At 69.8% G+C, this 24,326-nt stretch carries 25 protein-coding genes and 1 tRNA gene; 17 read left to right on the top strand and 9 right to left on the bottom strand.

From position 1 onward, the window contains the following. The first annotated feature begins 8 nt into the window (after positions 1-8). Positions 9-497, top strand: a complete 489-nt coding sequence (locus AB0P08_RS07985) for a MaoC family dehydratase (RefSeq protein WP_259951542.1) — start codon at positions 9-11, stop codon at positions 495-497. After that, positions 494-1,300, top strand: a complete 807-nt coding sequence (locus tag AB0P08_RS07980) for an HpcH/HpaI aldolase/citrate lyase family protein (RefSeq protein WP_363444026.1) — start codon at positions 494-496, stop codon at positions 1,298-1,300. The genes AB0P08_RS07985 and AB0P08_RS07980 overlap by 4 nt, the downstream gene beginning before the upstream one ends. 8 nt (positions 1,301-1,308) lie before the next feature. Here the strand turns inward: AB0P08_RS07980 and AB0P08_RS07975 are convergent, their stop codons facing one another. Together AB0P08_RS07975 and AB0P08_RS07970 are read right to left on the bottom strand one after the other, a co-directional pair. Next, positions 1,309-1,896, bottom strand: a complete 588-nt coding sequence (locus tag AB0P08_RS07975) for a histidine phosphatase family protein (protein WP_060922608.1) — start codon at positions 1,894-1,896, stop codon at positions 1,309-1,311. Further along, entirely contained in the window at positions 1,893-2,732 is an 840-nt protein-coding gene (locus AB0P08_RS07970; RefSeq protein WP_187664051.1) for a Sir2 family NAD-dependent protein deacetylase, read from the bottom strand. The genes AB0P08_RS07975 and AB0P08_RS07970 overlap by 4 nt, the downstream gene beginning before the upstream one ends. A 65-nt stretch (positions 2,733-2,797) precedes the next feature. On the opposite strand from AB0P08_RS07970, the gene AB0P08_RS07965 reads away from it, so the two are divergent. Continuing rightward, a complete protein-coding gene (locus AB0P08_RS07965; RefSeq protein WP_363589224.1) occupies positions 2,798-3,604 on the top strand; it encodes a TrmH family RNA methyltransferase in 807 nt (268 codons plus the stop codon). Between the two features lie 7 nt (positions 3,605-3,611). Here AB0P08_RS07965 and AB0P08_RS07960 read toward each other — a convergent pair whose 3' ends face one another. Continuing rightward, positions 3,612-4,439, bottom strand: coding sequence for an SGNH/GDSL hydrolase family protein (locus AB0P08_RS07960; protein ID WP_259951537.1), 828 nt, complete (start codon positions 4,437-4,439; stop codon positions 3,612-3,614). A 146-nt stretch (positions 4,440-4,585) separates the two neighbouring features. Here AB0P08_RS07960 and AB0P08_RS07955 point away from each other — a divergent pair, with 146 nt between their 5' ends. Both AB0P08_RS07955 and AB0P08_RS07950 read left to right on the top strand, forming a co-directional pair. Continuing rightward, a complete protein-coding gene (locus AB0P08_RS07955; RefSeq protein WP_187664054.1) occupies positions 4,586-6,328 on the top strand; it encodes a DEAD/DEAH box helicase in 1,743 nt (580 codons plus the stop codon). A 130-nt stretch (positions 6,329-6,458) separates the two neighbouring features. Beyond that, positions 6,459-7,556: a VIT1/CCC1 transporter family protein gene (locus AB0P08_RS07950; RefSeq protein ID WP_363589222.1), complete on the top strand. Its 1,098-nt coding sequence runs from the start codon at positions 6,459-6,461 to the stop codon at positions 7,554-7,556. 102 nt (positions 7,557-7,658) lie between these two features. On the opposite strand, the gene AB0P08_RS07945 is transcribed toward AB0P08_RS07950, so the two are convergent. Next, positions 7,659-7,741: transfer RNA gene (locus AB0P08_RS07945), tRNA-Leu, on the bottom strand. Positions 7,742-7,854: 113 nt separating this feature from the next. Here AB0P08_RS07945 and AB0P08_RS07940 point away from each other — a divergent pair. Continuing rightward, on the top strand, positions 7,855-9,150 hold the full coding sequence (locus AB0P08_RS07940) for a M20/M25/M40 family metallo-hydrolase (protein ID WP_187664056.1): 1,296 nt from the start codon (positions 7,855-7,857) through the stop codon (positions 9,148-9,150). 47 nt (positions 9,151-9,197) lie between these two features. Further along, positions 9,198-10,028, top strand: a complete 831-nt coding sequence (locus tag AB0P08_RS07935; RefSeq protein ID WP_136052801.1) for an undecaprenyl-diphosphate phosphatase — start codon at positions 9,198-9,200, stop codon at positions 10,026-10,028. Between the two features lie 12 nt (positions 10,029-10,040). On the opposite strand, the gene AB0P08_RS07930 is transcribed toward AB0P08_RS07935, so the two are convergent. Then, positions 10,041-10,889 (bottom strand): PAC2 family protein, encoded by an 849-nt coding sequence (locus tag AB0P08_RS07930; protein WP_060922601.1) that lies wholly within the window; start codon positions 10,887-10,889, stop codon positions 10,041-10,043. Positions 10,890-10,968: 79 nt separating this feature from the next. Here AB0P08_RS07930 and AB0P08_RS07925 point away from each other — a divergent pair, with 79 nt between their 5' ends. From AB0P08_RS07925 to lnt, 9 genes are read left to right on the top strand one after another with little or no spacing between them, the layout of a single operon-like run. Continuing rightward, positions 10,969-11,661 (top strand): HAD family hydrolase, encoded by a 693-nt coding sequence (locus AB0P08_RS07925; protein WP_522727303.1) that lies wholly within the window; start codon positions 10,969-10,971, stop codon positions 11,659-11,661. Beyond that, a complete protein-coding gene (locus AB0P08_RS07920) occupies positions 11,658-12,677 on the top strand; it encodes a tRNA (adenine-N1)-methyltransferase (protein ID WP_363589218.1) in 1,020 nt (339 codons plus the stop codon). The genes AB0P08_RS07925 and AB0P08_RS07920 overlap by 4 nt, the downstream gene beginning before the upstream one ends. A gap of 10 nt (positions 12,678-12,687) precedes the next feature. Continuing rightward, a complete protein-coding gene (locus AB0P08_RS07915) occupies positions 12,688-13,620 on the top strand; it encodes an FKBP-type peptidyl-prolyl cis-trans isomerase (protein ID WP_363589216.1) in 933 nt (310 codons plus the stop codon). Then, the gene (locus AB0P08_RS07910; RefSeq protein WP_363589214.1) at positions 13,620-14,612 is read left to right on the top strand and encodes a helix-turn-helix transcriptional regulator; all 993 of its coding nucleotides are present in this window, start codon (positions 13,620-13,622) and stop codon (positions 14,610-14,612) included. The genes AB0P08_RS07915 and AB0P08_RS07910 overlap by 1 nt, the downstream gene beginning before the upstream one ends. Continuing rightward, the gene (locus AB0P08_RS07905) at positions 14,609-15,592 is read left to right on the top strand and encodes a helix-turn-helix transcriptional regulator (RefSeq protein ID WP_363589212.1); all 984 of its coding nucleotides are present in this window, start codon (positions 14,609-14,611) and stop codon (positions 15,590-15,592) included. The genes AB0P08_RS07910 and AB0P08_RS07905 overlap by 4 nt, the downstream gene beginning before the upstream one ends. A gap of 45 nt (positions 15,593-15,637) precedes the next feature. After that, the gene (gene tatA / locus AB0P08_RS07900) at positions 15,638-15,874 is read left to right on the top strand and encodes a Sec-independent protein translocase subunit TatA (protein ID WP_101845779.1); all 237 of its coding nucleotides are present in this window, start codon (positions 15,638-15,640) and stop codon (positions 15,872-15,874) included. Between the two features lie 57 nt (positions 15,875-15,931). Further along, positions 15,932-16,690 (top strand): twin-arginine translocase subunit TatC, encoded by a 759-nt coding sequence (gene tatC / locus AB0P08_RS07895; RefSeq protein WP_187664150.1) that lies wholly within the window; start codon positions 15,932-15,934, stop codon positions 16,688-16,690. Beyond that, positions 16,687-19,161, top strand: a complete 2,475-nt coding sequence (locus tag AB0P08_RS07890; protein ID WP_187661463.1) for a DEAD/DEAH box helicase — start codon at positions 16,687-16,689, stop codon at positions 19,159-19,161. The genes tatC and AB0P08_RS07890 overlap by 4 nt, the downstream gene beginning before the upstream one ends. 11 nt (positions 19,162-19,172) lie before the next feature. Further along, positions 19,173-20,696 carry an apolipoprotein N-acyltransferase gene (lnt, locus tag AB0P08_RS07885; protein WP_363589210.1) on the top strand — a complete coding sequence of 508 codons (1,524 nt, stop codon included), beginning with the start codon at positions 19,173-19,175 and terminating at the stop codon, positions 20,694-20,696. On the opposite strand, the gene AB0P08_RS07880 is transcribed toward lnt, so the two are convergent. The 4 genes from AB0P08_RS07880 to AB0P08_RS07865 all read right to left on the bottom strand — a co-directional run bounded on the left by AB0P08_RS07880 (position 20,693) and on the right by AB0P08_RS07865 (position 23,377). Then, a complete protein-coding gene (locus tag AB0P08_RS07880; protein ID WP_025103442.1) occupies positions 20,693-21,076 on the bottom strand; it encodes an RNA polymerase-binding protein RbpA in 384 nt (127 codons plus the stop codon). The two genes, lnt and AB0P08_RS07880, sit on opposite strands and share 4 nt — an antisense overlap. Before the next feature lie 116 nt (positions 21,077-21,192). Next, positions 21,193-21,969: a glycerophosphodiester phosphodiesterase family protein gene (locus tag AB0P08_RS07875; protein WP_363589208.1), complete on the bottom strand. Its 777-nt coding sequence runs from the start codon at positions 21,967-21,969 to the stop codon at positions 21,193-21,195. Then, entirely contained in the window at positions 21,966-22,895 is a 930-nt protein-coding gene (locus AB0P08_RS07870; protein WP_025103444.1) for an SPFH domain-containing protein, read from the bottom strand. The genes AB0P08_RS07875 and AB0P08_RS07870 overlap by 4 nt, the downstream gene beginning before the upstream one ends. Positions 22,896-22,903: 8 nt before the next feature. Continuing rightward, positions 22,904-23,377 (bottom strand): NfeD family protein, encoded by a 474-nt coding sequence (locus AB0P08_RS07865; RefSeq protein ID WP_363589206.1) that lies wholly within the window; start codon positions 23,375-23,377, stop codon positions 22,904-22,906. Positions 23,378-23,499: 122 nt separating this feature from the next. On the opposite strand from AB0P08_RS07865, the gene AB0P08_RS07860 reads away from it, so the two are divergent. After that, positions 23,500-24,264, top strand: a complete 765-nt coding sequence (locus AB0P08_RS07860) for an SDR family oxidoreductase (protein ID WP_259951525.1) — start codon at positions 23,500-23,502, stop codon at positions 24,262-24,264. Positions 24,265-24,326 lie beyond the last annotated feature (62 nt).

The following is a 24,326-nucleotide window of genomic DNA, read 5'->3' as shown; positions in this document are numbered from 1 at the left end:
GTGGAGGCATGACCATGCGCGAGATCGTGCAGCGCGGCCTGTACTACGAGGAGTTCGAGACCGACGTCCGGTACGTGCACCGCCCCGGTCGCACGGCTACGGAGGCGGACAACGTCCTCTTCACGACCCTGACGATGAACACGCAGGCGCTGCATCTGGACGCCGCGTTCGCCGATGCCCAGGAGCCCTTCCACGCGCGCCTCATGAACTCCATGTGGACGCTGTCGACGATGGTGGGCTCCTCCGTCGCCCAGCTCACGCAGGGGACGCTGGTGGCTCAGCTCGGCCTCGGCGACATCGCCTTCCCGCATCCGCTGTTCGCCGGTGACACGCTCACGACTGAGAGCGTCGTCGTCGACAAGCGGCTCTCGTCGTCCCGCCCCGGTCAGGGCGTCGTGCAGATCGCGCACACCGGACGCAATCAGGACGGCACGGTGGTTGCGACGGCCGTCCGCACGGTGCTCGTGCGCTGCCGACCGGAAGGGGAGGCGGTATGACCTTCGAGCTCGGTCCTGCCCTGCTTTTCTGCCCGGCGGACCGCCCCGAGCGCTTCGCGAAGGCGCAGGAGCGGGCCGATGCCGTGATCCTCGACCTGGAGGACGCCGTCCTGCCGGCTGCGAAGGCCGAGGCCCGGAAGAACGTCGTCGCCGCCGACCTCGATCCCGCGCGCGTCATCGTGCGGGTGAACGCCCCGGACTCCGCGGCCTTCGCGGACGACCTCGAGGCCCTGGCACGGTCGCCCTTCCGGACCGTGATGGTGGCGAAGACGGAGAGCGCGGAGAGTCTGGACGCCTTCGGCGCGGACTACTCGCTCCTCGCGCTGTGCGAGACGGCGCGCGGGATCCATGCGGCGCCCGACATCGCCGCGCATCCGACGGTCGCCGGACTGATGTGGGGAGCGGAGGATCTGGTGGCCTCGCTCGGCGGCACGTCATCCCGGAACGACGAGGGCGGGTACCGGGACATCGCCCGCTACGCCCGTTCCCGGGTGCTGCTGGAGGCCGGTGCGTACGGCAAGGCGGCGATCGACGCCGTGCATGTCGACATCGCCGACACGGCAGGGCTGGAGCAGGAGGCGAGGGACGCGGCAGCCTCGGGGTTCCGTGCGACGGCCTGCATCCATCCGAGTCAGGTCGAGGTGATCCGAGCCGCGTACGCACCGGACCCCGAGATCGTGGCCTGGGCACATGCGGTCCTCGCGGCAGCGGCGGAGGAACGGGGTGTGTTCCGCTTCCAGGGGCGCATGGTGGACGAGCCCGTCCTGCGCCACGCGCGCGCCGTGGTCTCCCGCGCCGGCTGACCGTCCCGTCAGAGGACGGGCGTCTCCTCCAGCAGGCGGAGGTAGCCGGGTGCGGCGACGAACCGGTGCGCGGAGCCGTTACGCAGCACCTCACCGTCGCGGGGGAGCGTGCCGCCGGAGACGTGGTCGATGACAGCGCGGATCACGCCCCCGTGGGTCACGACGAGCACGGACTCGGCCTGCGGCGCCGACCTCCGTCGCGCGTCCCGTGCGATCCGGTGCAGCGCGGCGATGGCACGGACGCCGACCTCGTGCAGCGATTCCGCCCCGGGCACCTCCGCGTGCCAGTCGCCGTAGGTCGAGATGTAGTCGGGAACGAGCATGCCCTCGCCGTCGCCGAACTCCCGTTCCCGGATGTCGGGGACCACGCCCGCGATCTCCAGCCCCAGGCGCTCCGCGATGATGCCGGCGGTCTCGCTCGCTCGCACGAGCGGGCTCGTGTAGACGGCATGGTGCGTCGTGCCGGCGAGCTTCTCCGCCGCCCACCGTGCGTCCTCGCGCCCCGTCTCGTTCAGCGGGATGTCGGTCGACCCCTGGATGCGGCGGGCGAGGTTCCAGTCGGTCTGACCGTGGCGGATGAGAGTGAGATAGGTCACGAGAGCATCTCCTGGAGGGCGGGGAGCACGTCGCTGGTGCCGGCGGCGATGGTGACATCGGCCCAGGCGTCCGCGCGGGTCGGCTCGCGATTGACGATGATCAGGGGGATGCCACGCCGACGCGCACGGTTCACGAGGCGCACGCCGGAATTCACGACGAGCGAGGAGCCGGCGACGATGAGCGCATCGCTGGAGCGGAGCAGCGACTCCGCGGCGCGGAAGCGGTCCTGCGGCACGTACTCGCCGAAGAACACCACGTCGGGCTTGAGCATGCCGTCACAGACCGTGCAGGTCGGGACGAGGAAGCCCTCGGTGCTCTCCGGCAGCACGTCGCCGTCCGGGGCCAGGGCCACGTTCTCGGGGACGGTGATCCAGGGATTGCGCTCCTCGATCTGCACGGCGATGTCGCGACGATCGAACACCTGGCCGCAGTGCAGGCAGAGCACCCGGCGCATGGTGCCGTGCACTTCGATGACGTGTGAGCTTCCCGCGCGGAGGTGCAGTCCGTCGACGTTCTGCGTGATGACGCCCGAGACGACGCCTCTGGACTCCATCTCCGCGAGGGCGCGGTGCCCGGGATTGGGCGCCGCCTGCGCGAATGCCCGCCAGCCGAGGTGCCCGCCGACCCAGTAGCGGCGTCGCGCGGCTTCGTCGCCGAGGTACGTCTGGATCGTCATGGGGTTGCTGCGCGTGCGCGCACCCTCGCCGCGGTAGGCCGGAATGCCCGAGTCGGTGGAGATGCCGGCTCCGGTGAGGAGGGCGATCCGCTTGCCGCGCAGCAGGTCGGCGGCGTGGGAGAGCTCTGCCGACGGCTCGGCGGTGTTCGTCACGCTCACAGGACCTCCTCGATCGAGTCTACGGGGCGTGGGGCGGACGAGAACCGGGATGGCAGAGTGGAGCGGTGGACCTCCAGCATGTGACCGACATCGCCGACCCGCGGCTGGACGACTATCGCGGCCTCACCGATACCGCCCTCCGCGCCGTGCGAGAGCCCGCGGAGGGACTCTACATCGCCGAGACCGCCAAGGTGATCGAGCGCGCGCTGACCGCCGGACACGAACCCCGGTCGGTGCTCGTCTCGGCCCGGCGCGTCGACGAGGTCGGCCGGATCATCGGGAAGCGCGGCGTGCCGGTCCTCGTGGTGCCGGACGAGGTCGCGGAGCAGGTCACCGGTTATCAGGTCCACCGCGGAGCCCTCGCCGCGATGCACCGACCGGCTCTGGCGCCGGTCGCGGAGGTGGTACGCGACGCGCGTCTGGTGCTGGTGCTGGAGGACCTCGGCGATCACACCAACGTCGGAGCGGCCTTCCGCGCTGCCGCCGGGTTGGGGGCCGATGCGGTGCTGGTGTCGCCGCGCTGCGCCGACCCGCTGTACCGCCGGAGCGTGCGGGTGAGCATGGGCACGGTCTTCCAGGTGCCCTGGACACGGATCGACGACTGGGAGGCGGCCGTGGGCGCCCTCCGTGACGAGGGTTTGGACATCGCCGCCCTCGCTCTCAGTGACGCGGCGGTTGATCTCCGGGTCTACGCAGCGCAGCGGCCGGAGAAGGTGGCGCTGCTCCTCGGCGCCGAAGGAGACGGACTCACGCCGACTGCTCTCGACAGCGCGGACACCGTGGTCACGATCCCGATGGCCGGCGGCGTGGATTCGCTCAACGTGGCCTCGGCGGCCGCCGTGGCACTGTGGTCCCTCGCTCCCGCGGAGTGAGGGTGCGTCACTCCTTGCCGGGGAAGATGACCGGGGAGGGCTCGGGGCGCTTCGCCGCGATGTGATCCCCCGACGACTGGTGCCGCAGACGGCGGAGCACCCAGGGCACGAGGTGCTCCCGCGCCCAGCCGAGGTCTTCGCCGCGGGCGGCACGCCAGGTACGCAGCGGCAGGGGTTCCGGCTGCATGGCCTCGAGGTCGTTCGGCACGTTGAGGGCGCGGAGCACCATCCGCGCGACCTCGTGGTGGCCGAGGGCGTTGTAGTGCAGGCGGTCATCGTCGAAGAAGCGTGCGTCCTGCACGACCTTCAGCGCCCACTGGTCCGCGACGATGCAGTCATGCCGCTCCGCGATCGCGCGGATGTTCTCGTTGTAGATCGCGACCTTGCCGCGGAACGGACGGAACACCGGCGTGAATCCGGTGTCGATGCCCGTGAAGAGGATCACGGCTGCACCGGTGGAGGACAGCCGTGCCACCGCGTCTTCGAGCTGCGCGGCGATGGCGTCCGGGTCGGTGCCGGGGCGGATGACGTCGTTGCCGCCGGCGCAGATCGAGATGAGGTCGGGGCGGAGCGCGACGGCGGGTTCGATCTGATCGGCGACGATCTGCGCGATGAGCTTCCCTCGGACGGCGAGGTTGGCGTAGGCGAAGTCGTCCACCTGCTGGGCGAGCACCTCCGCGACGCGGTCGGCCCAGCCGCGGTGTCCACCCGGGGCCGCCGGGTCCGGGTCGCCGATGCCCTCCGTGAACGAGTCGCCGATCGCGACGAACCGTCGCCACGGGTGCGGGGTCTCGTTCGCGACGTACGGGGTCCTGGTCGATTCCTGATCGCTCATCCGACTCTCCTTCGCCAACGCGTGCGCGCACGGTGGTGACCGCCGCGCAGTGACCGAGCCTACCCGTGCCGCCGCTCCCGAGGGAGGACGCGCGCGGCGCCCCGGCGGATGCCCCGGCGTCGGTGGGAGCGATTATCGTGGAGTCGATGCTCTCTCCGTCCTTCCCTCAGCGCGCCCCATGGGGAACGGCGAACAAGCTGCGGGCATGGCAGCAGGAGGCTCTGGATGCGTACTTCCAGGCCGACCAGCGCGACTTCCTCGTGGCCGCCACACCGGGCGCCGGCAAGACCACCTTCGCGCTCACCCTCGCGGTCGAGCTGATGCGCATGGGGGAGGTGAACCGGGTCATCGTCGTGGCTCCGACGGAGCACCTCAAGACCCAGTGGGCCGACGCCGCCGCCCGCGTGCACATCCGGCTCGACCCGCGCTTCCGCAACAGCGACTGGGCACCGGCGCGGCACTATCACGGCGTCGTGGTCACGTACGCGCAGGTCGCGGCGAAGTCCTCGGTGCACCGCCACCTCACGGAGGATGCGAAGACCCTGGTCATCCTCGATGAGGTGCACCACGGCGGCGACGCGCTGAGCTGGGGTGACGCGATCCGCGACGCCTACGGGCCGGCGAAGCGTCGACTGTTGCTGTCCGGGACCCCGTTCCGGAGCGACACGGCGCCGATCCCCTTCGTGGAGTACCTCCCTGATGAGTCGGGGGCGCGGGTCTCCAGCACCGACTACGCCTATGGCTACGGGCGTGCCCTTGCGGACGGCGTCGTCCGCCCCGTGCTCTTCCACATGTACGCGGGGAAGATGCGGTGGCGGACGAGTGCCGGCGACGAGCTCGAGACCCATCTGGGACAGGACAACACGAAGGACGTCACGTCGCAGGCCTGGCGCACGGCGCTGGATCCCGAGGGCGACTGGATGCCGGCGGTGCTCTCGGCGGCCGACCGCCGTCTGACCGAGATCAGACACCACATCCCGGATGCCGGCGGACTCGTGCTGGCGACGGATCAGACCGTCGCCAGGGCCTACGCCAAGATCCTGCACAGCATCACGCGCGAGCAGCCGACGATCGTGCTGTCCGACGACGCCACCGCCTCCGAGCGGATCGAGAAGTTCTCCGAAGGCACCGCCCGGTGGATGGTCGCGGTGCGCATGGTGTCGGAGGGCGTCGACGTGCCGCGGCTCGCGGTGGGCGTCTACGCGACCTCCTCGTCCACTCCGCTGTTCTTCGCCCAGGCCATCGGTCGCTTCGTCCGCGCCCGTCGTCGAGGTGAGGCGGCGAGCGTCTTCCTCCCGCACGTCCCCGTGCTGATGAAGCTCGCGAACGAGATGGAGAAGCAGCGCGACCACGCGCTGGATCGGCAGTCCAAGGATGACGACGGTCTCGAGGATTCACTCCTGGAGAGCGCGAACCGAGAGGACGAGGCCTCCGACGCGCTGACCCAGGAGTTCAGCTACCAGGCGATCTCCTCCGTCGCCCACTTCGATCGCATGGTGTTCGACGGCAAGGAGTTCGGCCAGCTCGCGGAGCCGAACACGCCGGAGGAGGAGGAGTTCATCGGCTTCCCGGGTCTCCTCGAACCCGAGCACGTCCACGAGCTCCTCATGCAGCGGCAGGCGCGGCAGTCCCGGCACCGCGAGGTGCGGGAGGCCCAGGCAGAGCCGACGCAGACGACGACGCTCCCTGCGCCGCTGCATCGCACCCTGCGCGAACAGCGCCAGCTCCTGAACAGCCTGGTGGGCCTCTACGCGCGGCAGTCGGGCCAGCCGCACGGTGCTGTGCATGCCGAACTCCGTCGCATCTGCGGCGGACCGGCGGTGGCGCAGGCGACCGTGACGCAGCTGCAGTCCCGCATCGAGGTGCTGCGCAAACGCGTCCGCTCCTGAGCGAGGTCCGGTCGCTGCTTCGGATCCCCGAAATGCTGGCAATCCGTGCCAGGACGCGGCCTGCGCGACACCGCGCGGATAGCGTGGAACGGTTGCCCGGACGCCGGGCACGGTGACACCTGGAGGTTCCATGACAGCCCCTGCCGCAGCCGATTCCACGGCCGCCGATCGACGGCGCTGGGCTCGCTATCTCGTCGAGGAACGGGCGGAGGGCGCCGTGTACCAGCGCCTCGCGTCCCGCCGGTCGGGGGAGGAGCGGGCGATCCTGCTCGGGCTCGCCGAGGCCGAGCGCCGGCATGAGAAGCACTGGCTCGATCTGCTGGGCGGAGAACCGACCCGCCTGCCGCGGGCGGGGGTCCGCTCGCGCCTCCTGGGGTGGATGGCCGGACGCTTCGGCTCGATCTTCGTCCTCGCCCTCGCCCAGAGTGCCGAGGCCCGCTCTCCGTACGACGCCGAGCGCTGGGCCACCCCTGCCATGCGGGCAGACGAGAAGGTCCACCACGAGGTCGTCCGCGGTCTCGCCGCACGCGGGCGTCGGCGCCTCTCCGGTTCCTTCCGCGCTGCCGTCTTCGGCGCGAACGACGGCCTGGTCAGCAACCTCGCGCTCGTGCTCGGCATCGGCGCCACCGGCGTGAGCTCGGGCTTCGTCCTGTTCAGCGGCATCGCCGGGCTCCTCGCCGGTGCGCTGTCCATGGGTGCGGGGGAGTTCGTGTCGGTGCGGTCGCAGCGGGAACTCCTCACCGCGACCGAGGCGAACGAGGATGCGGCGGCGGCCGCCGCCGACCTCGACATCGACGAGAACGAGCTCGCGCTCGTGTACCGCGCCCGCGGCATGGACCAGGGCGAGTCGCTGGCCAGGGCCCGCCGCATCGTCCAGGCGGCGCAGGAGGGTGTCCGACGGGCGGTCACGGGGCCCGTGAGCGTCCAGGGTGCGGACGCCCACGAGGTCGTCGGCAGCGACTGGACGGCCGCGATCTCCAGCTTCCTCCTCTTCGCCTCCGGCGCGATCATCCCCGTCCTGCCGTGGATCTTCGGCATGGAGGGCACCGCGGCGATCGTCCTCGCGCTCGTGCTGGTCGGCATCGCTCTGCTCAGCACGGGAGCGATGGTCGGCGTGCTCTCCGGTGGCCCGCCCCTCCGTCGCGCCCTTCGGCAGCTCGCCATCGGGTTCGGCGCGGCGGCGGTGACCTACGCGCTGGGCCTGCTCTTCGGCGTCGGCGCGGTGTGACGGCGCTGTGGTCCCGCCGCGTGCGGGACCGCAGCGCCCCACCGCGACGCACGGGAAACGACGAAGGCCCCGGATCCGTGGATCCGGGGCCTTCGCTCTCTGTGCGCGGAGGGGGACTTGAACCCCCACGCCCTATCGGGCACTAGCACCTCAAGCTAGCGCGTCTACCATTCCGCCACCCGCGCAGGTGTTGGATTTGATCGTTGCCGACCGAAGAATGAGATTAGCACGTTCTCGGAGGCGTCTCGAACCGAGCGTGACGCCCGGGCGTGGCATGCGGTTTCGATAGCCTGAGTCCATGACCGAATCCTCCCTGCCGGAGGTCGCCCGCGTCGCGAGCGACCTCATCCGCTTCGACACCTCCAACTACGGCGGCGGCAACGCGAAGGGGGAGCGGGAAGCCGCCGAGTACGTCGGCGCGTACCTGGAGGAGCTGGGACTCGAGGTCGAGTACTACGAGCCCATCCCGCGGCGCACGAACGTCATGGCACGTGTCCCGGGGCGCGATCGCACCAAGCCGGCTCTCGTCGTGCACGGCCACCTGGACGTCGTGCCCGCGGTCGCCGAGGACTGGACGGTGGATCCATTCGCCGGCACGGTGCAGGACGGCATGCTGTGGGGCCGCGGCGCGGTCGACATGAAGAACATGGACGCGATGATCCTCACCGCCGTGGCGGACATCCTGCGCGCGGGGGAGCAGCCGGAGCGTGACCTCATCCTGGCCTTCTTCGCCGATGAGGAGAACGGCGGCGTGGAGGGCTCCGCGCTCGTCGTGAAGGATCGTCCGGAGTGGTTCGTCGGCGCGACGGCGGCCATCAGCGAGGTCGGCGGCTACTCGATCTCCGTGGACGACCGCCGGGCGTACCTGCTGCAGGTGGGGGAGAAGGCCCTGATCTGGATCCGCCTCGTCGCCACCGGCCGAGCGGGACACGGCAGTCGCCTGCACGACGACAACGCCGTCACGAAGCTCGCCGAGGCGGTGGCCGCCATCGGCCGCACGCGGTGGCCGGTCCGGCTCACGCCGACGACGGAGGCGCTGCTCGAGGGTCTGAGCGCGTTGAGCGGCCGGAGCGCCGATGACCCTGACGCCCTCGCCGCCGCGGCCGGTCCGGCAGAAGCCTTCCTGCGGTCGACGTTCCGCACGACGACCAACCCGACGGCCCTCACCGCCGGCTACAAGCACAACGTCATCCCGGAGCGCGCTGAGGCCCTGATCGACGTCCGGGTGATCCCCGGGACCGAGGACGACGTGCTCGCCGAGCTCCAGCGCATCGTCGGCGACGACATCCGGATCGAGACCGTGGTGCGCGACATCGGCATGGAGACGCCGTTCGCGGGGGAGCTCGTCGACGCGATGGTGGCAGCCCTGGGTCGGCACGACCCCGGCGTACCGGTCATCCCGTACCTCCTGGGAGCCGGGACCGACAACAAGGCGCTGGCCACTCTCGGCATCACCGGTTACGGCTTCGCCCCGCTGCGTCTGCCGGCCGATCTCGACTTCACCGGGATGTTCCACGGAGTCGACGAGCGGGTGCCCGTAGACTCACTTGTCTTCGGTCAGCGGGTGCTGGCCGATCTGCTGCGCACGTACTGAGCGGCGTCCACGCGCTCCGTGCCGTCCCGAAAGACGAAGGCCTCTCCATGCACCTGCTCGAAGCACTGATCCTGGGAATCGTCCAGGGCCTCACCGAGTTCCTGCCGATCTCCTCCAGCGCCCATCTGCGTGTCGTCGGGACGTTCCTTCCGTCCGGAGAAGATCCGGGCGCGGCGTTCACCGCCATCACGCAGATCGGCACCGAGGCCGCCGTCGTGGTGTTCTTCTGGCGGGACATCGTCCGCATCATCTCCCAGTGGTTCCGGTCGCTCGCCGGGAAGGTGCCCCGGAACGACCCGGACGCGCGCATGGGATGGCTCATCATCATCGGCAGCATCCCGATCGTGCTGCTCGGGCTGCTCTTCCAGGATCAGATCGAGACCGTCTTCCGGTCACTCTGGATCGTGGCGATCATGCTCATCGTGTTCGGGATCCTCCTGGGCATCGCCGATCACGTCGGGGCCAAGCGCCGGAAGCTCGACGACCTGACCTACCCGCACGGCATCGCCTTCGGGCTCGCCCAGGCACTCGCCCTCATCCCCGGCGTCTCGCGGTCCGGCGGCACGATCACCATGGGTCTCTTCCTCGGCTACGAGCGCGCCGCCGCCGCCCGGTACGCCTTCCTGCTCGCCATCCCTGCCGTGTTCGGCAGCGGCTTCTATCAGCTGTTCAAGAGCTGGGGCGAGCCGTCCTTCTTCTCGCTCGGCGACACGGTGGCCGCCACGGGCGTCGCCTTCGTCGTCGCACTGGGCGTGATCGCGTTCTTCATGAACTGGATCTCGAAGCGCAGCTTCCTGCCGTTCGTGATCTACCGGATCCTGCTCGGCGGCGTGCTGCTCGTGCTGCTCGCGATGGGCGTCATCCCCGCCTCGGCCTGAGGCGGGCGCTGTTCAGCGCTTGCGGTCGCCGCGGCCGTCGTCGCGGCGCCGCAGATAGCGCTCGAAGGCCTGGGCGATCGCGTCTCCCGAGGCGTCGGGGGAGTCCCACGTGTCGCGCGTGCGCTCCAGCTGCCGGATGTACTCCGCCATGTCCTCGTCCTCGGACGCGGCGGCATCGATCGACGCCTCCCAGGCCGCGGCTTCCGTACGGAGGTGCCGGCGGTCCACGTCCACACCGGTCAGCTCCTCGAGCCGGTCGAGGAGGGCCAGGGTGACCTTCGGCGACGGGGCGGCCGAGGCGACGTAGTGCGGGACGCTCGCCCAGAGGCTCACGGAGGGGATCCCCGCGTTCTCGGCGAAGTGCTCGAGCACGGTGAGGATGCCGACGGGGCCCTCGTACACCGACCGCTCCAGGGCGTGTGCCTCGCGGACCTGCTCGTTCTGGCTCGACGCGAAGATCGAGATCGGGCGGGTGTGCGGGACGTCGGAGAGCATGGCGCCGAGGGTCACGAAGCCGGTGATGTCGTCGCGCAGGGCGACGTCGATGAACTCGGACGCGAACGCCTGCCAGGTGCGCGCGGGCTCGGCACCGGTGAGCAGCCAGAACTCGGGGCCGGGGCCCGGATCACGCGGGCGCCACAGCCCGGCCTCGGGCCACGTCATCTGACGGCGTCCCTCGGCATCGAGTCGGGTCGCCGGGCGGGTGTACTGGTAGTCGAAGTAGAGCTCCGGATCGACCGAGTGCACGAGGTCGTAGCCGCCCGCCGCCTGCAGCGCGCCGACGGCTCCGGTCGCGGCCTCACCGGCGTCGTTCCAGCCGTCGAAGGCGGCGATGATGATGCGTGAACCGAGAACGTCCATGCCGTGCTCCCTTCGAGGTCGAGGATTCGATCCCCCCAGGCTAGCCCGCGTCGAGGGGATGTGGGCGGGCCCGGCTAGCATGGGTTCAGTGAGCAACAAGCCCCGCGCGGTCCTCTGGGACATGGATGGAACACTGGTCGACACCGAGCCGTATTGGATGGCGGCCGAGACCGCGCTGGTGGAGTCGTTCGGCGGCACGTGGTCCCATGAGGACGCCCTGCAGCTCGTGGGCAGCGGCCTCATCGACAGCGCGATCATCCTCCAGGGCGCGGGGGTCGACATGGCTCCGGAGGCGATCGTCTCCCACCTGACGAGTGCCGTGCAGGAGTCGCTGCGGGCCCAGGGCGTGCCCTTCCGGCCCGGCGCCCAGTGGCTTCTCCGCGACCTCCGTGCCGCCGGAATCCCGACCGGGCTGGTGACGATGTCGCTGCGTCGGATGGCTCTCGACGTGGTCGGGCTGATCGAGTTCGAGGCGTTCGACATCGTCGTCGCCGGAGACGATGTCGACAACCCCAAGCCGCACCCGGAGCCGTACCTCCAGGCCGCCGCGCTGCTCGATGTGGACATCGCGGAGGTCGTGGTCATCGAGGATTCCCCCACCGGGCTCCGCGCGGGCCTCGCTTCCGGAGCCCTGACGCTCGGCGTACCCCACATCGTCCCGCTCGACGGCCTCGGCGCCCATGAGCTGTGGCCGACCCTCGACGGCCGGGGCGCTGCCGACCTCGTGGAGCTCTTCGGCTCCCGCGCTGCGATCACGGAGGGCACCCGATGACCACCACTCCCGCTCCTCGCCCCAGGGGTCCCTTCCGCGAGGGCGATCGCGTGCAGCTCACAGGCCCGAAAGGCCGTCTGCACACCGTGACCCTCCGGGAGGACGGCGAGCTGCACACCCACCACGGCGTCCTCCGTCACCGCGACCTCATCGGACTCCCTGACGGCTCGGTCGTGGCGAACAGCTCCGGACACGAGTACCTGGCGCTGCGTCCGCTGCTGCGCGACTTCGCGATGTCGATGCCGCGCGGCGCCGCGATCGTCTATCCGAAGGACGCGGCGCAGATCGTCATGCAGGCCGACATCTTCCCCGGCGCCACCGTCGTCGAGGCCGGAGTCGGTTCGGGTGCGCTGTCGCTGTCGCTGCTGCGGGCCGTCGGCTCCACGGGGCGTCTGCTCTCCTTCGAGCGCCGCGAGGATTTCGCCGAGGTCGCGCAGGCGAACGTCGAGACCTTCTTCGGGGAGCGCCCCGACTCCTGGCGCGTCGTGGTGGGAGACCTGGTCGCCGCCCTGCCGGACGAGGTGGAGGCCGGCTCCGTCGATCGGGTCGTGCTCGACATGCTCGCGCCGTGGGAGTGCATCGAGGTGGTCGCCGATGCGCTCACCCCCGGAGGCGTCGTGCTGTGCTACATCGCCACCGCCACGCAGCTCTCCCGCGTCGCCGAGTTCATCCGGAGCACCGGGCTCTTCACCGATCCCGAGGCGTCCGAGACGATGGTGCGCGGCTGGCACGTGGAAGGGCTTGCCGTCCGTCCCGACCACCGCATGGTCGCGCACACCGGCTTCCTGCTCACGGCTCGCCGGCTCGCTCCCGGCGCGGTGGCTCCGTCGGTGAAGCGTCGCGCCTCGAAGAGCAGCTACGGCGACGAGGACGTCGAACTGTGGACGCCGGGCGCGGTGGGTGATCGCGAGATCACGGACAAGAACCTCCGCAAACGTGCCAGGGAGGCCGGCAAGGCGGCCGAAGGCGCGCGGTTGGCCGCGGCATCGCGCGAATCCGAGCACACGACGGAATAGACTGGAGCGCGTGCGTAAAACGTCCGCCGTTCTGGCCTCTCTCAGCCTCGCCGCCCTCGCCCTGACGGGGTGCAGCGTGACCGCATCGTCCGCTGACGCCTCGTGCGATCGCGACGGGCACGCCAACGGCATCGACAGTGCCGTCACCGTCACCGGCGACGTCGGGTCCGAGCCGGAGGTCGAGATCTTCGCGCCCGTCCGCCTGACGGAGACGTCCTACGCGGACGTCGTGACGGGGGACGGTCATGCGCTCGTCGACGACGCCCAGCCGCTCATCGCCCAGATCTCCATCTACAACGGTGCGACCGGCGAGCAGATCTTCCAGACGACGTACGACGAGGAGAGCACCCGCGCGTCGACGATCGGCTCCTGGGCCACGCAGTCTCCCGGGCTCGCCGACGCCATGGAGTGCGCGACCGGCGGCACCCGCATCGTGGCGGGTCTGACCCCGGAAGACTTCGGCGAGGCGAACCTCAGCGGCTTCGGCATGGGCAAGGACGACATCGCGGTGTTCGTCATCGACGTCGTCGACGCCTTCCTCCCGAAAGCAGAGGGCACCCTGCAGTTCAACGACGCGAAGGGGATGCCGACCGTCGTGCGCGCCGACGACGGCACCCCGGGCATCATCATCCCCGACAGCGCCGCCCCGGACGAGCAGGTCGTCCAGACGCTGATCCGTGGAGACGGCGAGAAGCTGACCGCGGACCAGACGCCGCTCGTCCACTTCACCGCGGTGAGCTGGGACGACAAGTCCGTCCTGCAGAGCACCTGGGGACAGTCCGCCACCGACGGCATCCGACAGATCGCGGCGCCGGTGGCTGACGCGCTCGTCGGGCAGCCCGTCGGCTCCCAGGTCCTCGTCGTGCTCCCCAAGACCGAGACCTCCTCCGCGATGGCCGTCGTGGTCGACATCCTCGGCGTGTCCCCGGTCTCCGCACCCTGATGGCTGCCCGGATCCCTGCCGAAGAGCGCCTGACGAACCTCGTCGTGGCGCTGATGGCGACGGAGATCGGGCTCACCAAGCAGCAGATCCTCGACAACGTCTCCGGCTATCGCCAGCGCGCGGATGCCGGGACACGCTCGGATGCCCTGGAGAAGATGTTCGAACGGGACAAGGACGAGCTCCGCGCGCTCGGCGTCCCGATTGAGACGATCGGCGACGCCGCGGACCCGAACGACCTCCGCGAGGCCAGGTACCGCATCCCGCAGGCGGAATACGACCTGCCAGGAGACATCGAGTTCTCCCCGGCGGAGCTGGCTGTCCTGCGCCTCGCGGGAAGTGTCTGGAGCGCGGAGTCCGTCTCGGGAGACGCGCAGTCCGGAGTGCGGAAAATCCGCGCCCTCGGCATCGACGGCGACGAGCCGATCATCGGCTTCGCTCCGCGCATCACCGCCCGCGATGCCGCCTTCGGCCCGCTCCAGGACGCGATCGAACGCCGCAGGGTGGTCACCTTCGACTATCTGAAGCCGGGAGAGGACGCCCCTCGTCGGCGTCGTATCCGCCCGCTCGCACTGGTGGACTACGAGGCGCGCTGGCACGTGTACGGCGTCGACGTCGACATCGAAGAGGACCGGACGTTCCTGCTGAGCCGCATCGTCGGCGAGGTCATGGTCAGTGCCACGACGTTCGACCCCGCGCTACGCGAGGGCGCGGGGGAGCGGGCGCTGAGCGGTCTCGAGCGCGTCGCCGCGGAGAACTCGGCGTTGCTGGAGGTCACACCCGGAACCGAAGCCGCACTGCGCCTGGGCCGACGGGCGACGCCTGCCGCCCAGGGCATCCACGTGCCCTTCGTCGATCTGCACATCCTGGCCGATGAGCTCGCCTCTTATGGACCCGAGGTCCGCGTGGTGGAGCCCGCACCGCTCCGGGACGCGGTGATCAGTCGTCTGCGCGCCGTGGTCGAGGTCCACACAGACGTGGAGGTGCCCACATGAGCGCCGCACCCAAGCCCCTCCTCGCAGCGGAGCGTGTACGCCTCTATCTCACGCTCGTCCCGTACCTGCTCGAGCACGGGCAGGTCTCCCTCGCCGAGGCCGCCGAGGAGTTCGGGGTGACCCCGCGGGAGATGCGGGCGATGGTCGAGAAGCTGACCGTCATCGGCCTTCCCGGCGAGGCGGGCTACTGGCAGCAGCCGCAGGAGATGTTCGACATCAACTGGGATCTCCTCGATCTCGAGGACGTCATCGAGATCACGAACGACGTGGCCCTGCGTCGCGTCCCGCGCTTCACGGCGCGTGAGGCCGCGGCCCTGCTCGCCGGCCTGCAGATGGTCGCCGCCGTGCCGGCCGTATCCGACTCCGGTCTCGTCGCCGGCCTCATCTCGAAGCTCTCGCGGGGAGCCGCCGATGCGCCGGCTGATGTCGTCGTCGCCCCGACCGCGGTGGACGAGGTGCGTGAGGTCGTCGCCCGCGGCCTGCAGAACGGGGTCGCCGTCTCGTTCACCTACCAGGCCCCTGACGCCGCGCCCACCACGCGCACCGTGGATCCGGTGCAGATCCTCATCACGAACGGACAGTGGTACCTGCAGGGCTGGTGCCATATGCGCGAGGCGATGCGCACGTTCCACCTCGACCGCGTCAGCGCACCCGCCCTCACCGACATCCCCAGCACGCACGGCGGCGACCGGGTGCCCGAGGCGTTCGCGGGGCTGGAGGAGGAGCGGGAGGTCACCGTCCGTGTCCCGGAGCGCCTTGCTCCGCTGCTCAGCGGTTTCGTGCCGACCGAGACCCTCCGTATCGGCGACGGAATGGTGACGACGCAGCTCCACCTCGCGGACCCTCGAGGCATCAAGCGTCTCGCCGCGCGCTTCGGCGGGGCGATGGAGGTCACCGATCCCGGCATCGCGCGCACCGCGACCCGCGAGTGGGCAGCTGCCGGACTCGCGCTCTACCACCGGCCTGATGCCGAGGTTTGATCTGTAGACTGGGGCGGAAAGCCCCCCTACGACGGGAATGTCGATATGTTCGCTGGAATGCAAGGCTGGCACCTGCTCATCGTGCTGGCCGTTATCCTCCTCCTCTTCGGCGCTGCCAAGCTGCCGGCACTCGCGAAGAGCATGGGTCAGTCCGCTCGCGTGTTCAAGGGCGAGATGAAGGCCATGAAGGAAGAGGACGCGAGTCGTGCCGAGTCGGCGCCCGCAGAGCCGACGACGGTGAAGGACTCGGGCACCGACCCTGAGACTCCGCCTCGCGCCTGACCGGCCGTGGCAGCCATCGAACCGACCGTGACGCCGACGGCGGATCGGGATCGGCGGATGTCGCTCGGCGCGCATCTCGTCGAACTGCGCAAGCGCCTGATGTACGCGGCGATCGCTCTCGTCGTCGGCATGATCGTGGCGTTCCTCATCGCAGACCCGGTGATCCACTTCATCACCGAGCCGATCCGCATCATCGCCGACAAGCGTGGTGATGACTTCAGCGCTCTGAACTTCGGGACAGTGACGTCCGCGTTCGACATGCGCATGCGCATCGCCCTGACCATCGGGCTGTTCCTGTCCGCACCGGTGTGGCTCTGGCAGATCTGGGCCTTCATCATGCCCGGGCTCACCCGCAAGGAGATCCGCTACACGGTCGGCTTCGTGGTCGCCGCCGTGCCGCTGTTCTTCGCGGGGTGCTACCTCGGGGTGCAGATCATGCCGCACGTCATCGAGCTCATGTGGGGCTTCACGCCGGAGGGCGCCACGAACTTCTACTCCGCTCAGGAGTACTACGACTTCGTGTTCAAGCTGATGATCGTCATCGGCATCTCGTTCGTCCTCCCCGTCTTCCTCGTCGCGCTCAACCTCGCAGGGGTGATGTCGGGCCGAGCGATCCTGAAGGGGTGGCGGGTGGCCATCCTTATCGCGACGATCTTCGCCGCGCTGGCCACGCCCGCGGCAGACGTCGTGAGCATGCTGATGCTGGCCGGCATCCTCATCGTCCTCTTCTTCGCAGCGGCAGGGCTCTCCCTCCTCTTCGACCGGCGCAAGCGCAAGCAGGACACCGCCGCCGGACTCATCCCGGACGCCCCATGAGTTCGCCGTCCGAGCGATACGCGCAGGCGCAGGAGAGCGCGGCGCACCCGGAGACCGCAGCATTCGCCTCGCGCCAGCGCTTCCAGCTCGACCCGTTCCAGCTCGCCGGATGCCACGCGCTGGAGAACGGACGCAGCGTTCTCGTGGCAGCCCCCACCGGTGCCGGGAAGACGATCGTGGGGGAGTTCGCCATCCACCTGGCGATGCAGACCGCGACGGACAAAGCCTTCTACACCACGCCGATGAAGGCGCTCTCGAATCAGAAGTTCCGTGAGCTCGTCGACGTCTACGGCGCGGACGACGTCGGTCTGCTGACGGGCGACACGAACATCAACGGCAACGCCCGCATCGTGGTCATGACGACCGAGGTGCTGCGGAACATGATCTATGCCGACTCCGCGGCGCTGCGCGACCTGCGCTACGTCGTGATGGACGAGGTCCACTATCTGGCCGACCGCTTCCGTGGTGCCGTGTGGGAAGAGGTCATCATCCACCTCCCGCCCCGCGTGCGGCTGGTCTCGCTGAGCGCGACCGTGTCGAACGCCGAGGAGTTCGGCGACTGGCTCGACACCGTGCGCGGAGACACCGAGGTCATCGTCTCCGAGATCCGTCCGGTGCCGCTGGAGCAGCACGTGCTCGTACGCGACGACCTGCTGCCGCTCTTCGACGACCGGGCGGGCATCGCCACGGCTCAGGTGAACCAGGAGCTCATGCGCATCCGTTCGTTCACGGGTTCCACCTACGAGAGCAACCGCCAGGCGCAGTCGTATCGCAGCAATCGCCACGCCGGGCGCCAGGCCGCGCGACCGCCCCGGGGTGGCCGCCGCCCCGTGCGCGCCGCGAACGCGCACCGGATCGAGCGTATGGACCGCCCTGACGTGGTCGAGCTGCTGGAACGGTCGAATCTCCTTCCCGCCATCTTCTTCATCTTCAGCCGCGTGGGCTGCGATGCCGCGGTGCAGCAGGTGCGGCGCTCCGGCCTGCGCCTGACCTCGTCGGAGGAGCGCGCGGAGATCCGGGCCCTCGTCGAGGAACGCACCCGCACGTTGCAGGACGAGGATCTCGGGGTGCTCGGCTACTGGGAGTGGCTGGACAACCTCGAACGGGGCGTGGCCGCCCACCATGCCGGCCTCCTCCCTGCCTTCAAGGAGGTCGTCGAAGAGCTGTTCCGGCGCAAACTGCTCAAAGTCGTCTTCGCGACCGAGACGCTGGCCCTCGGCATCAACATGCCGGCGCGCACGGTCGTGCTGGAGAAGATGGAGAAGTTCAACGGAGAGGCGCGCGTCGCGATCACATCCGGCGAATACACGCAGCTCACGGGCCGCGCCGGGCGCCGCGGCATCGATGTCGAGGGGCACGCGGTCGTGCAGTGGACCGAGGGCATGGACCCGCAGGCCGTCGCCGCCCTCGCATCGCGGCGGACCTACCCGCTCAACTCCAGCTTCCGGCCGACGTACAACATGGCCGTCAACCTGATCGATCTGTTCGGGCAGGCCAGGGCGCGGCAGATCCTGGAGTCGTCGTTCGCCCAGTTCCAGGCCGACCGCGCCGTGGTCGGCCTGGCCCGACAGGTGCGGGAGGCCGAGGAGTCGCTGGCCGGCTACCAGTCGGCGATGGCGTGCGAGCACGGCGACTTCCCGGAGTACGCCGCCATCCGCCGCGAGCTGAGCGATCTCGAGAAGAAGAATCGACAGGACACCCAGGCTCCCCGTGCCGCCCGGGACAAGCGGATGAAGCGCATCCAGACGCTCCGCACGCGGATGCAGCGCCACCCGTGCCATCGGTGCCCCGACCGCGAGAAGCACGCTCGCTGGGCCGAGCGCTACTGGAAGCTCAAGCGACAGACAGACCGTACGCGGCGTCAGATCGAGACCAGGACGGGAACGGTGGCTCGCGTCTTCGACCGTGTCGTCGAGGTGCTGGAGACGCTGGACTATGTGCGTCGCGATGAGGACGGGATGCACCTGACCGACGCCGGCCGCACGATGCGGCGGATCTACGGTGAGCGCGATCTACTCGTGGCCGAGTCGCTGCGTCAGGGGCTCTGGAAGGGACTGGACGCCCCGTCACTCGCGGCGATGGCGTGCTCCCTCGTGTACGAGCCGCGTCGCGACGAAGCCAACGCGGGGGAGCGGGGCCTCCCGCGGGGTGCCTTCCGAGCGGCATACGAGAAGACGACCGCGTTGTGGGCCGAGCTCGACGACCTGGAGCAGGACCACCAGCTGCCGGGAAGCGAGCCGCTGGCCGCGGGACTCGCGGGTGCGATGCACGCGTGGGCGCGGGGCGGCATGCTCGATCGCGTGCTCATCGACGCGGACATGGCGGCCGGTGATTTCGTGCGATGGGCGAAGCAGACCATCGACCTCCTCGATCAGCTGTCCATCGTCGCGGAGGACGCCGCACTCGCACGCACCGCCCGGGCAGCCCTCGACGGTGTGCGCCGTGGCATCGTCGCCTACTCCTCGATGTGAGATCCGCCCGCATGACCGAAGCTCCCGTTCGCCGACGCGCCCTCCTGCCCCTGTGGGCCGCCGTACCCGTCGCCGCCCTGGCTGCGCTGCTCATGGACCTCGCGTTTCCCGAAGCGGCGATCTGGATCCTGGCTTTCCCCGCCACGGGGCTGCTGCTGCTCGCGCTGATCGGCCGACGGGCCGGTGGCTCACTGCTCGTGGGACTGGTCTACGGCATCGTGTTCTTCGCCCTGCTCGTGTCCTGGACGTCTCGATATCTGGGGCCGCTGCCCTGGGCTGCCCTGAGCGTGGTCGAGGGCGCGCTCACGGCCGTGGCGCTGATCCCGCTGACCCTTGCCTACCGGTGGCTGCCCCGGGCCTGGCCGGGCACCGCGGGTCGCCTGCTGACCCTCCCGGCGGTCGTTGCGGCGCTGTGGGTAGGGAGGGAACTGTTCCTCGGCTGGTGGCCATACGGCGGCTTCCCGTGGGCTCGTCTCGGGATGAGCCAGGCGGAGAGCCCCCTCGCCGCCATCTCGTCCTGGCTGGGTGTGAGCGGGCTGAGCTTCCTGATGGTCTTCCTCGTGGCCATGGTGATCGAGATCGTCCGCACGGGGCTGTGGCGGCGGCCGGTCACCCTCCTCGCGCCGGTCGCACTGGTCCTGATCCTCTTCTTCACCCCGCTCTTCCCGACCACGCCGTCCGGATCGATGCGCATCGCTGCGGTGCAGGGGAACGGGCCGACCGGCTACTTCGACGAGCGCGAACCCTTCGCCGTCGTCCAGGCGCAGACGGAGGCGACCGAGCCCCTCTACGGCGAGGACGTCGATCTTCTCGTCTGGCCGGAGGGCGGGCTGGACACGGATCCGTTCGCGAACTCCGCGATCGCGCGGCGGATGACCCTCGTGGCGAACCGCATCGATGCGCCGCTGCTCGCCAATGCCGCCACCGGTCGGGGCAACCTCTTCTACAACACGTCGATGCTGTGGCTGCCGGACGGCACGGCGCCTCAGAAGCACGACAAGCGGCATCCCGTGCCCTTCGGCGAGTATGTGCCGGATCGTGCGTTCTTCAATGCCCTCGTCCCCGACCTCATCGGGCTGATCCAGCGCGAGTACACGCCGGGGACCAACCCGCCGATCGTCGAGGTCGACGACGTCCGGGTGGGGCTCGCGATCTGCTTCGACGTGATCTACGACGACGTGATCACGGAGGGACTGTACGACGGCGCCGATGTCCTGGTCTTCCAGACGAACAACGCCGACTTCCGCGGCACGGACGAGAATCTGCAGCAGCTCGCCTTCGCTCGGATGCGCGCCATCGAGACGGGCCGGAGCGTCGTCAACATCTCCACGGTCGGCACGAGCCAGGTCATCCTCCCGGACGGTCGCACGGTCACCAGCCTGGACGCGGATGAGGCCGGAGCGATGCTCGAAGATGTCGAACTCCGCTCCGGCCTCACGGCGGGAATCGTCCTGGGCCCCTGGCTGCAGCAGGTGCTGCTCTGGGGCGGTCTGGGTGCGCTCGGTCTCGGGTGGTGGCGCGCCCGTCGGCGCTAGGCGCCGATCTTCTCTCGGGTGGGGTCCTCGCCGGCACCGCGCCGGGCTCGGATGTAGGCGAGGCGCTCTTCGAGAAGCTCCTCCAGCTCCGCACGGGTACGACGCTCCATGAGCATGTCCCAGTGGGTGCGGGCGGCCTTCTCGTCGGTGACCTCGAGGGTGACGGCCTCGCCGTCGACCTTCAGGCGGGCTTCCGCTCCGCAGGAACGGCACTCCCAGGTCTGAGGCGGTTCGGCATCGGCTGCGAACATGAGCGTGGTGTCGTGTCCGCAGGTGTCACAGGTGTAGGTGGTCTCACGGCGCTCCATGAAAACGACGCCCTCTTCGCTCTGTAGGCTCTGGGCGCCGAGTCGGATGCCGCGAAGGCTGCGATCTGCCATTGTGTGGTCCTCTCGTCGCTGTCAGGTATAACGTTCGAGCCTGTGCGCTTCATCCACGTGGGGGTGTTCTGCCCGGTATTCACAGCGGAATCCCAGCGCCGGAGGATAAAGGGCGCTCAGACCGTCCGCAGCGTGGCGACGGCGAGGTCGGCGCGGTCGGTCACGACGCCGTCCACACCGGCGTCGACGAGGCGGCGCATGTCCTCCGCCTCGTTCACCGTCCACACGTGGACCTCGGTGCCGACGCGGTGGGCGGCGCGGAGGAGGGCCGGCGTCAGCACTGTGAGCGCCCCGTGGCGCTCCGGGATCTGCACGGCATCGATCTCCCGCAGCAGCCGGCCGGGGGAGAGGCGCATCGCGGACAGCGTCCGGAGCGCCGCGATCGTCCGGCTCCCGCCCGAGGTGGCGGGCCGGAGCCCGGTGCCGGTCTGTCGCACGGCCTCCACCGTCGCGCGCCGGTTGGCGTCCGAGAAGCTGGTGACCAGGACACGGTGCGTGTGCGCGGCCAGGACGGGCCCCAGGGGAGCCGCAGCGGTCGGCGTCTTCACGTCGATGTTGAAGCGCGTCTCCGGAAACGAGGAGAGCGCCTCGGCCACGGTGAGCAGACCGCCGTGCTCCGCGAAGAGCGCGCTCAGCTCCCTTGTCCGGACCTCGTGGACAGCGCGCGGATCGTCCACCAGACGCCGGAGGTCGTGATCGTGGAAGAGCACGACGTCGCCGTCTGCGGTGACCTGGCAGTCCGTCTCGATGTACTCGGCCCCGGCGGCATGAGCAGCGGCGAAGGCGGCCGCCGTGTTCTCCCAGACCCCGGACTCCCGCCCTTCGACGGTCACGAGACCGCGATGGGCCAGGATCCGGGGCTGCTCGGCCTTGACGAAGTACGGGTGGGTCACGCGCCAGCGGGGGGAGTGGTCGAGCCCGGCCCGGTCTTCGGGGTGAAGGCGGTGCCGATGCCCTTGAGCGCCTCGGTCAGCTCGCTCGGGATGATCCACAGCTTGCTGGACGGGCTCTCGCTGATCTTCGGGAGCATCTGCAGGTACTGGTAGGCGAGGAGCTTGTCGTCCGGAGCCCCCTGGTGGATCGCGGTGAAGACGCTCTGGATCGCCTCCGCCTCGCCCTGGGCGCGAAGGACCGCTGCCTGCTTGTCGCCCTCGGCCCGGAGGATCTCCGCCTGACGAAGGCCCTCCGCCTCGAGGATCGCGGACTGCTTCGTCCCCTCGGCGGTCAGGATCGCGGCACGGCGGTCCCGCTCCGCGCGCATCTGCTTCTCCATCGAGTCCTGGATCGAGACGGGCGGGTCGATCGCCTTGAGCTCGACACGGCCCACGCGGATGCCCCACTTGCCGGTCGCCTCGTCGAGGACCACGCGGAGCTGGCCGTTGATGTTGTCGCGGCTCGTGAGCGCCTCTTCGAGGTTCAGACCGCCGACGACGTTGCGGAGCGTCGTGGTGGTGAGCTGCTCCACGGCGCCGAGGTAGTTCGCGATCTCGTAGGTGGCGGCACGGGCGTCGGTCACCTGGAAGTAGACGACCGTGTCGATGGAGACGACGAGGTTGTCCTCGGTGATCACGGGCTGCGGCGGGAAGGAGACCACCTGCTCGCGCATGTCGATCAGCGGCCGCAGACGGTCGATGAAGGGCACGAGGATGTTGAGGCCGGGGGAGAGGGTCTTGTGATACCGGCCGAGTCGTTCCACCACGCCGGCGGTCGCCTGCGGGATGATGCGGATCGCCCGCGCGATCGTGACGATCACGAAGATGATGACCGCGATCACCAGGATCCAGATGATCACGGTCGGGATGATCGATGCGTCGTCCACGCGTGCTCCTAGTCGTTGAGGGGTCGGACGATGGCGGTCGCGCCGTTGATCGCGCTGACGGCGACAGGCGCCCCCGCGGGGATCGCCATCGGGGTGGTGGTTCGGGCGGTCCAGGTGTCGCCGTTCGCGAGCTTCGCCTGGCCGGAGATGTGCGTGATCTCACTGAGCGCGATGCCGCGGAGGTCGACGAGGGCCTCGACGTTCGAGCGGGTGGGGTCGGCTCCGCGATGCAGTCGGCGTAGCAGCGGTGGCCGCAAGAAGAGGATGAAGAGGGCGGATGCCAAGGCGGCGATCAGGATCTGGATCCAGACCGGGAGCCCGACGAAGTCGGTGACGAGTCCGATCACGCTGCCGAAGCTCAGCATCAGGAAGGTGAAGTCGAGGGAGAGCATCTCGATGACGAGGAAGACGGCGATGAGGACGAGCCACCCGATCCATGCCCAGTGGTCGATGAACGTGACGAACGTCGAGAAGTTGTCCATGCGGCCTCCTTTGCCGTCAACGTACCACGCGTGGCGACGCCCGACCGGCCGCCACCGCGCCCCCTTGGTAATCTGTGAGGGCCGTGCGCTCACGGCGTTCCACGCACCATGAGGAGTCACCCGTGACCGACGTTCTTCCCGCAGGATCCCTCGACGGCAAGGTGGCCCTCGTCACCGGCTCATCGCGGGGGATCGGCGCCGACACCGTGCGGTACCTCGCCGAGGCCGGCGCCGACGTCGTCATCAACTACCGGAACAAGGCGCCGCGCGCGGAGAAGCTCGCAGCGCAGCTGCGCGAACTGGGCCGCCGGGCGCTCGTCGTCGGCGCGGACCTCACCGACCCGGCGTCGATCGCCGAGATGTTCGACGCCGTCCGCGCCGAGTACGGGCGTCTCGACGTCCTCGTCCTCAACGCCTCGGGTGGCATGGAGTCGGGGATGGCCGAGGACTACGCCCTGACGCTCAACCGGGACGCGCAGCTCAACGTCCTCAACGCCGCGACCCCGTTGCTGTCGGATGGCGCACGCGTCGTGTTCGTCACCAGCCACCAGGCGCACTTCATCCGCACGACGCCGACGATGCCGGAGTACGAGCCCGTCGCGCTGTCCAAGCGGGCCGGCGAGGACGCGCTGCGGGAACTGATCCCCGGCCTCGCAGAGAAGGGGATCGGCTTCACCGTCGTCTCCGGCGACATGATCGAGGGCACGATCACCGCGACGCTGCTCGAGCGCGCGAACCCCGGGGCGATCGCCGAGCGCCGCGAATCCGCCGGCCGTCTCTACAACGTGTCCGAGTTCGCCGCCGAGGTCGCCAAGGCGGTCATCGACCCCGTCCCCGCGGACAACACCCGCCTGGTCGGCGACGTGAGCGCCTTCGCCGCGGAATAGTCGTCCTACGCCACGACGCCCCGGACCTGCTCGGCAGGTCCGGGGCGTCGTGCGTATCCGAG

The organism is Microbacterium meiriae, assembly GCF_040686935.1.
GTDB lineage: Bacteria > Actinomycetota > Actinomycetes > Actinomycetales > Microbacteriaceae > Microbacterium > Microbacterium meiriae.
The sequence above is the reverse complement of the archived record's forward strand: the minus strand, read 5'-3'. Positions and strand labels throughout refer to the sequence as shown.

Bases quoted from the DNA above. Each gene is read 5' to 3' on its own strand.
- AB0P08_RS07980 (WP_363444026.1), top strand. From the start codon at position 494: ATGACCTTCGAGCTCGGTCCTGCCCTGCTTTTCTGCCCGGCGGACCGC.
- AB0P08_RS07925 (WP_522727303.1), top strand. From the start codon at position 10,969: ATGGGTTCAGTGAGCAACAAGCCCCGCGCGGTCCTCTGGGACATGGAT.
- AB0P08_RS07955 (WP_187664054.1), top strand. From the start codon at position 4,586: ATGCTCTCTCCGTCCTTCCCTCAGCGCGCCCCATGGGGAACGGCGAAC.
- lnt (WP_363589210.1), top strand. From the start codon at position 19,173: ATGACCGAAGCTCCCGTTCGCCGACGCGCCCTCCTGCCCCTGTGGGCC.
- AB0P08_RS07890 (WP_187661463.1), top strand. From the start codon at position 16,687: ATGAGTTCGCCGTCCGAGCGATACGCGCAGGCGCAGGAGAGCGCGGCG.
- AB0P08_RS07910 (WP_363589214.1), top strand. From the start codon at position 13,620: ATGGCTGCCCGGATCCCTGCCGAAGAGCGCCTGACGAACCTCGTCGTG.
- AB0P08_RS07935 (WP_136052801.1), top strand. From the start codon at position 9,198: ATGCACCTGCTCGAAGCACTGATCCTGGGAATCGTCCAGGGCCTCACC.
- AB0P08_RS07940 (WP_187664056.1), top strand. From the start codon at position 7,855: ATGACCGAATCCTCCCTGCCGGAGGTCGCCCGCGTCGCGAGCGACCTC.
- AB0P08_RS07985 (WP_259951542.1), top strand. From the start codon at position 9: ATGACCATGCGCGAGATCGTGCAGCGCGGCCTGTACTACGAGGAGTTC.
- AB0P08_RS07950 (WP_363589222.1), top strand. From the start codon at position 6,459: ATGACAGCCCCTGCCGCAGCCGATTCCACGGCCGCCGATCGACGGCGC.
- AB0P08_RS07960 (WP_259951537.1), bottom strand. From the start codon at position 4,439: ATGAGCGATCAGGAATCGACCAGGACCCCGTACGTCGCGAACGAGACC.
- AB0P08_RS07930 (WP_060922601.1), bottom strand. From the start codon at position 10,889: ATGGACGTTCTCGGTTCACGCATCATCATCGCCGCCTTCGACGGCTGG.
- AB0P08_RS07920 (WP_363589218.1), top strand. From the start codon at position 11,658: ATGACCACCACTCCCGCTCCTCGCCCCAGGGGTCCCTTCCGCGAGGGC.
- tatA (WP_101845779.1), top strand. From the start codon at position 15,638: ATGTTCGCTGGAATGCAAGGCTGGCACCTGCTCATCGTGCTGGCCGTT.
- AB0P08_RS07905 (WP_363589212.1), top strand. From the start codon at position 14,609: ATGAGCGCCGCACCCAAGCCCCTCCTCGCAGCGGAGCGTGTACGCCTC.
- AB0P08_RS07880 (WP_025103442.1), bottom strand. From the start codon at position 21,076: ATGGCAGATCGCAGCCTTCGCGGCATCCGACTCGGCGCCCAGAGCCTA.
- tatC (WP_187664150.1), top strand. From the start codon at position 15,932: ATGTCGCTCGGCGCGCATCTCGTCGAACTGCGCAAGCGCCTGATGTAC.
- AB0P08_RS07865 (WP_363589206.1), bottom strand. From the start codon at position 23,377: ATGGACAACTTCTCGACGTTCGTCACGTTCATCGACCACTGGGCATGG.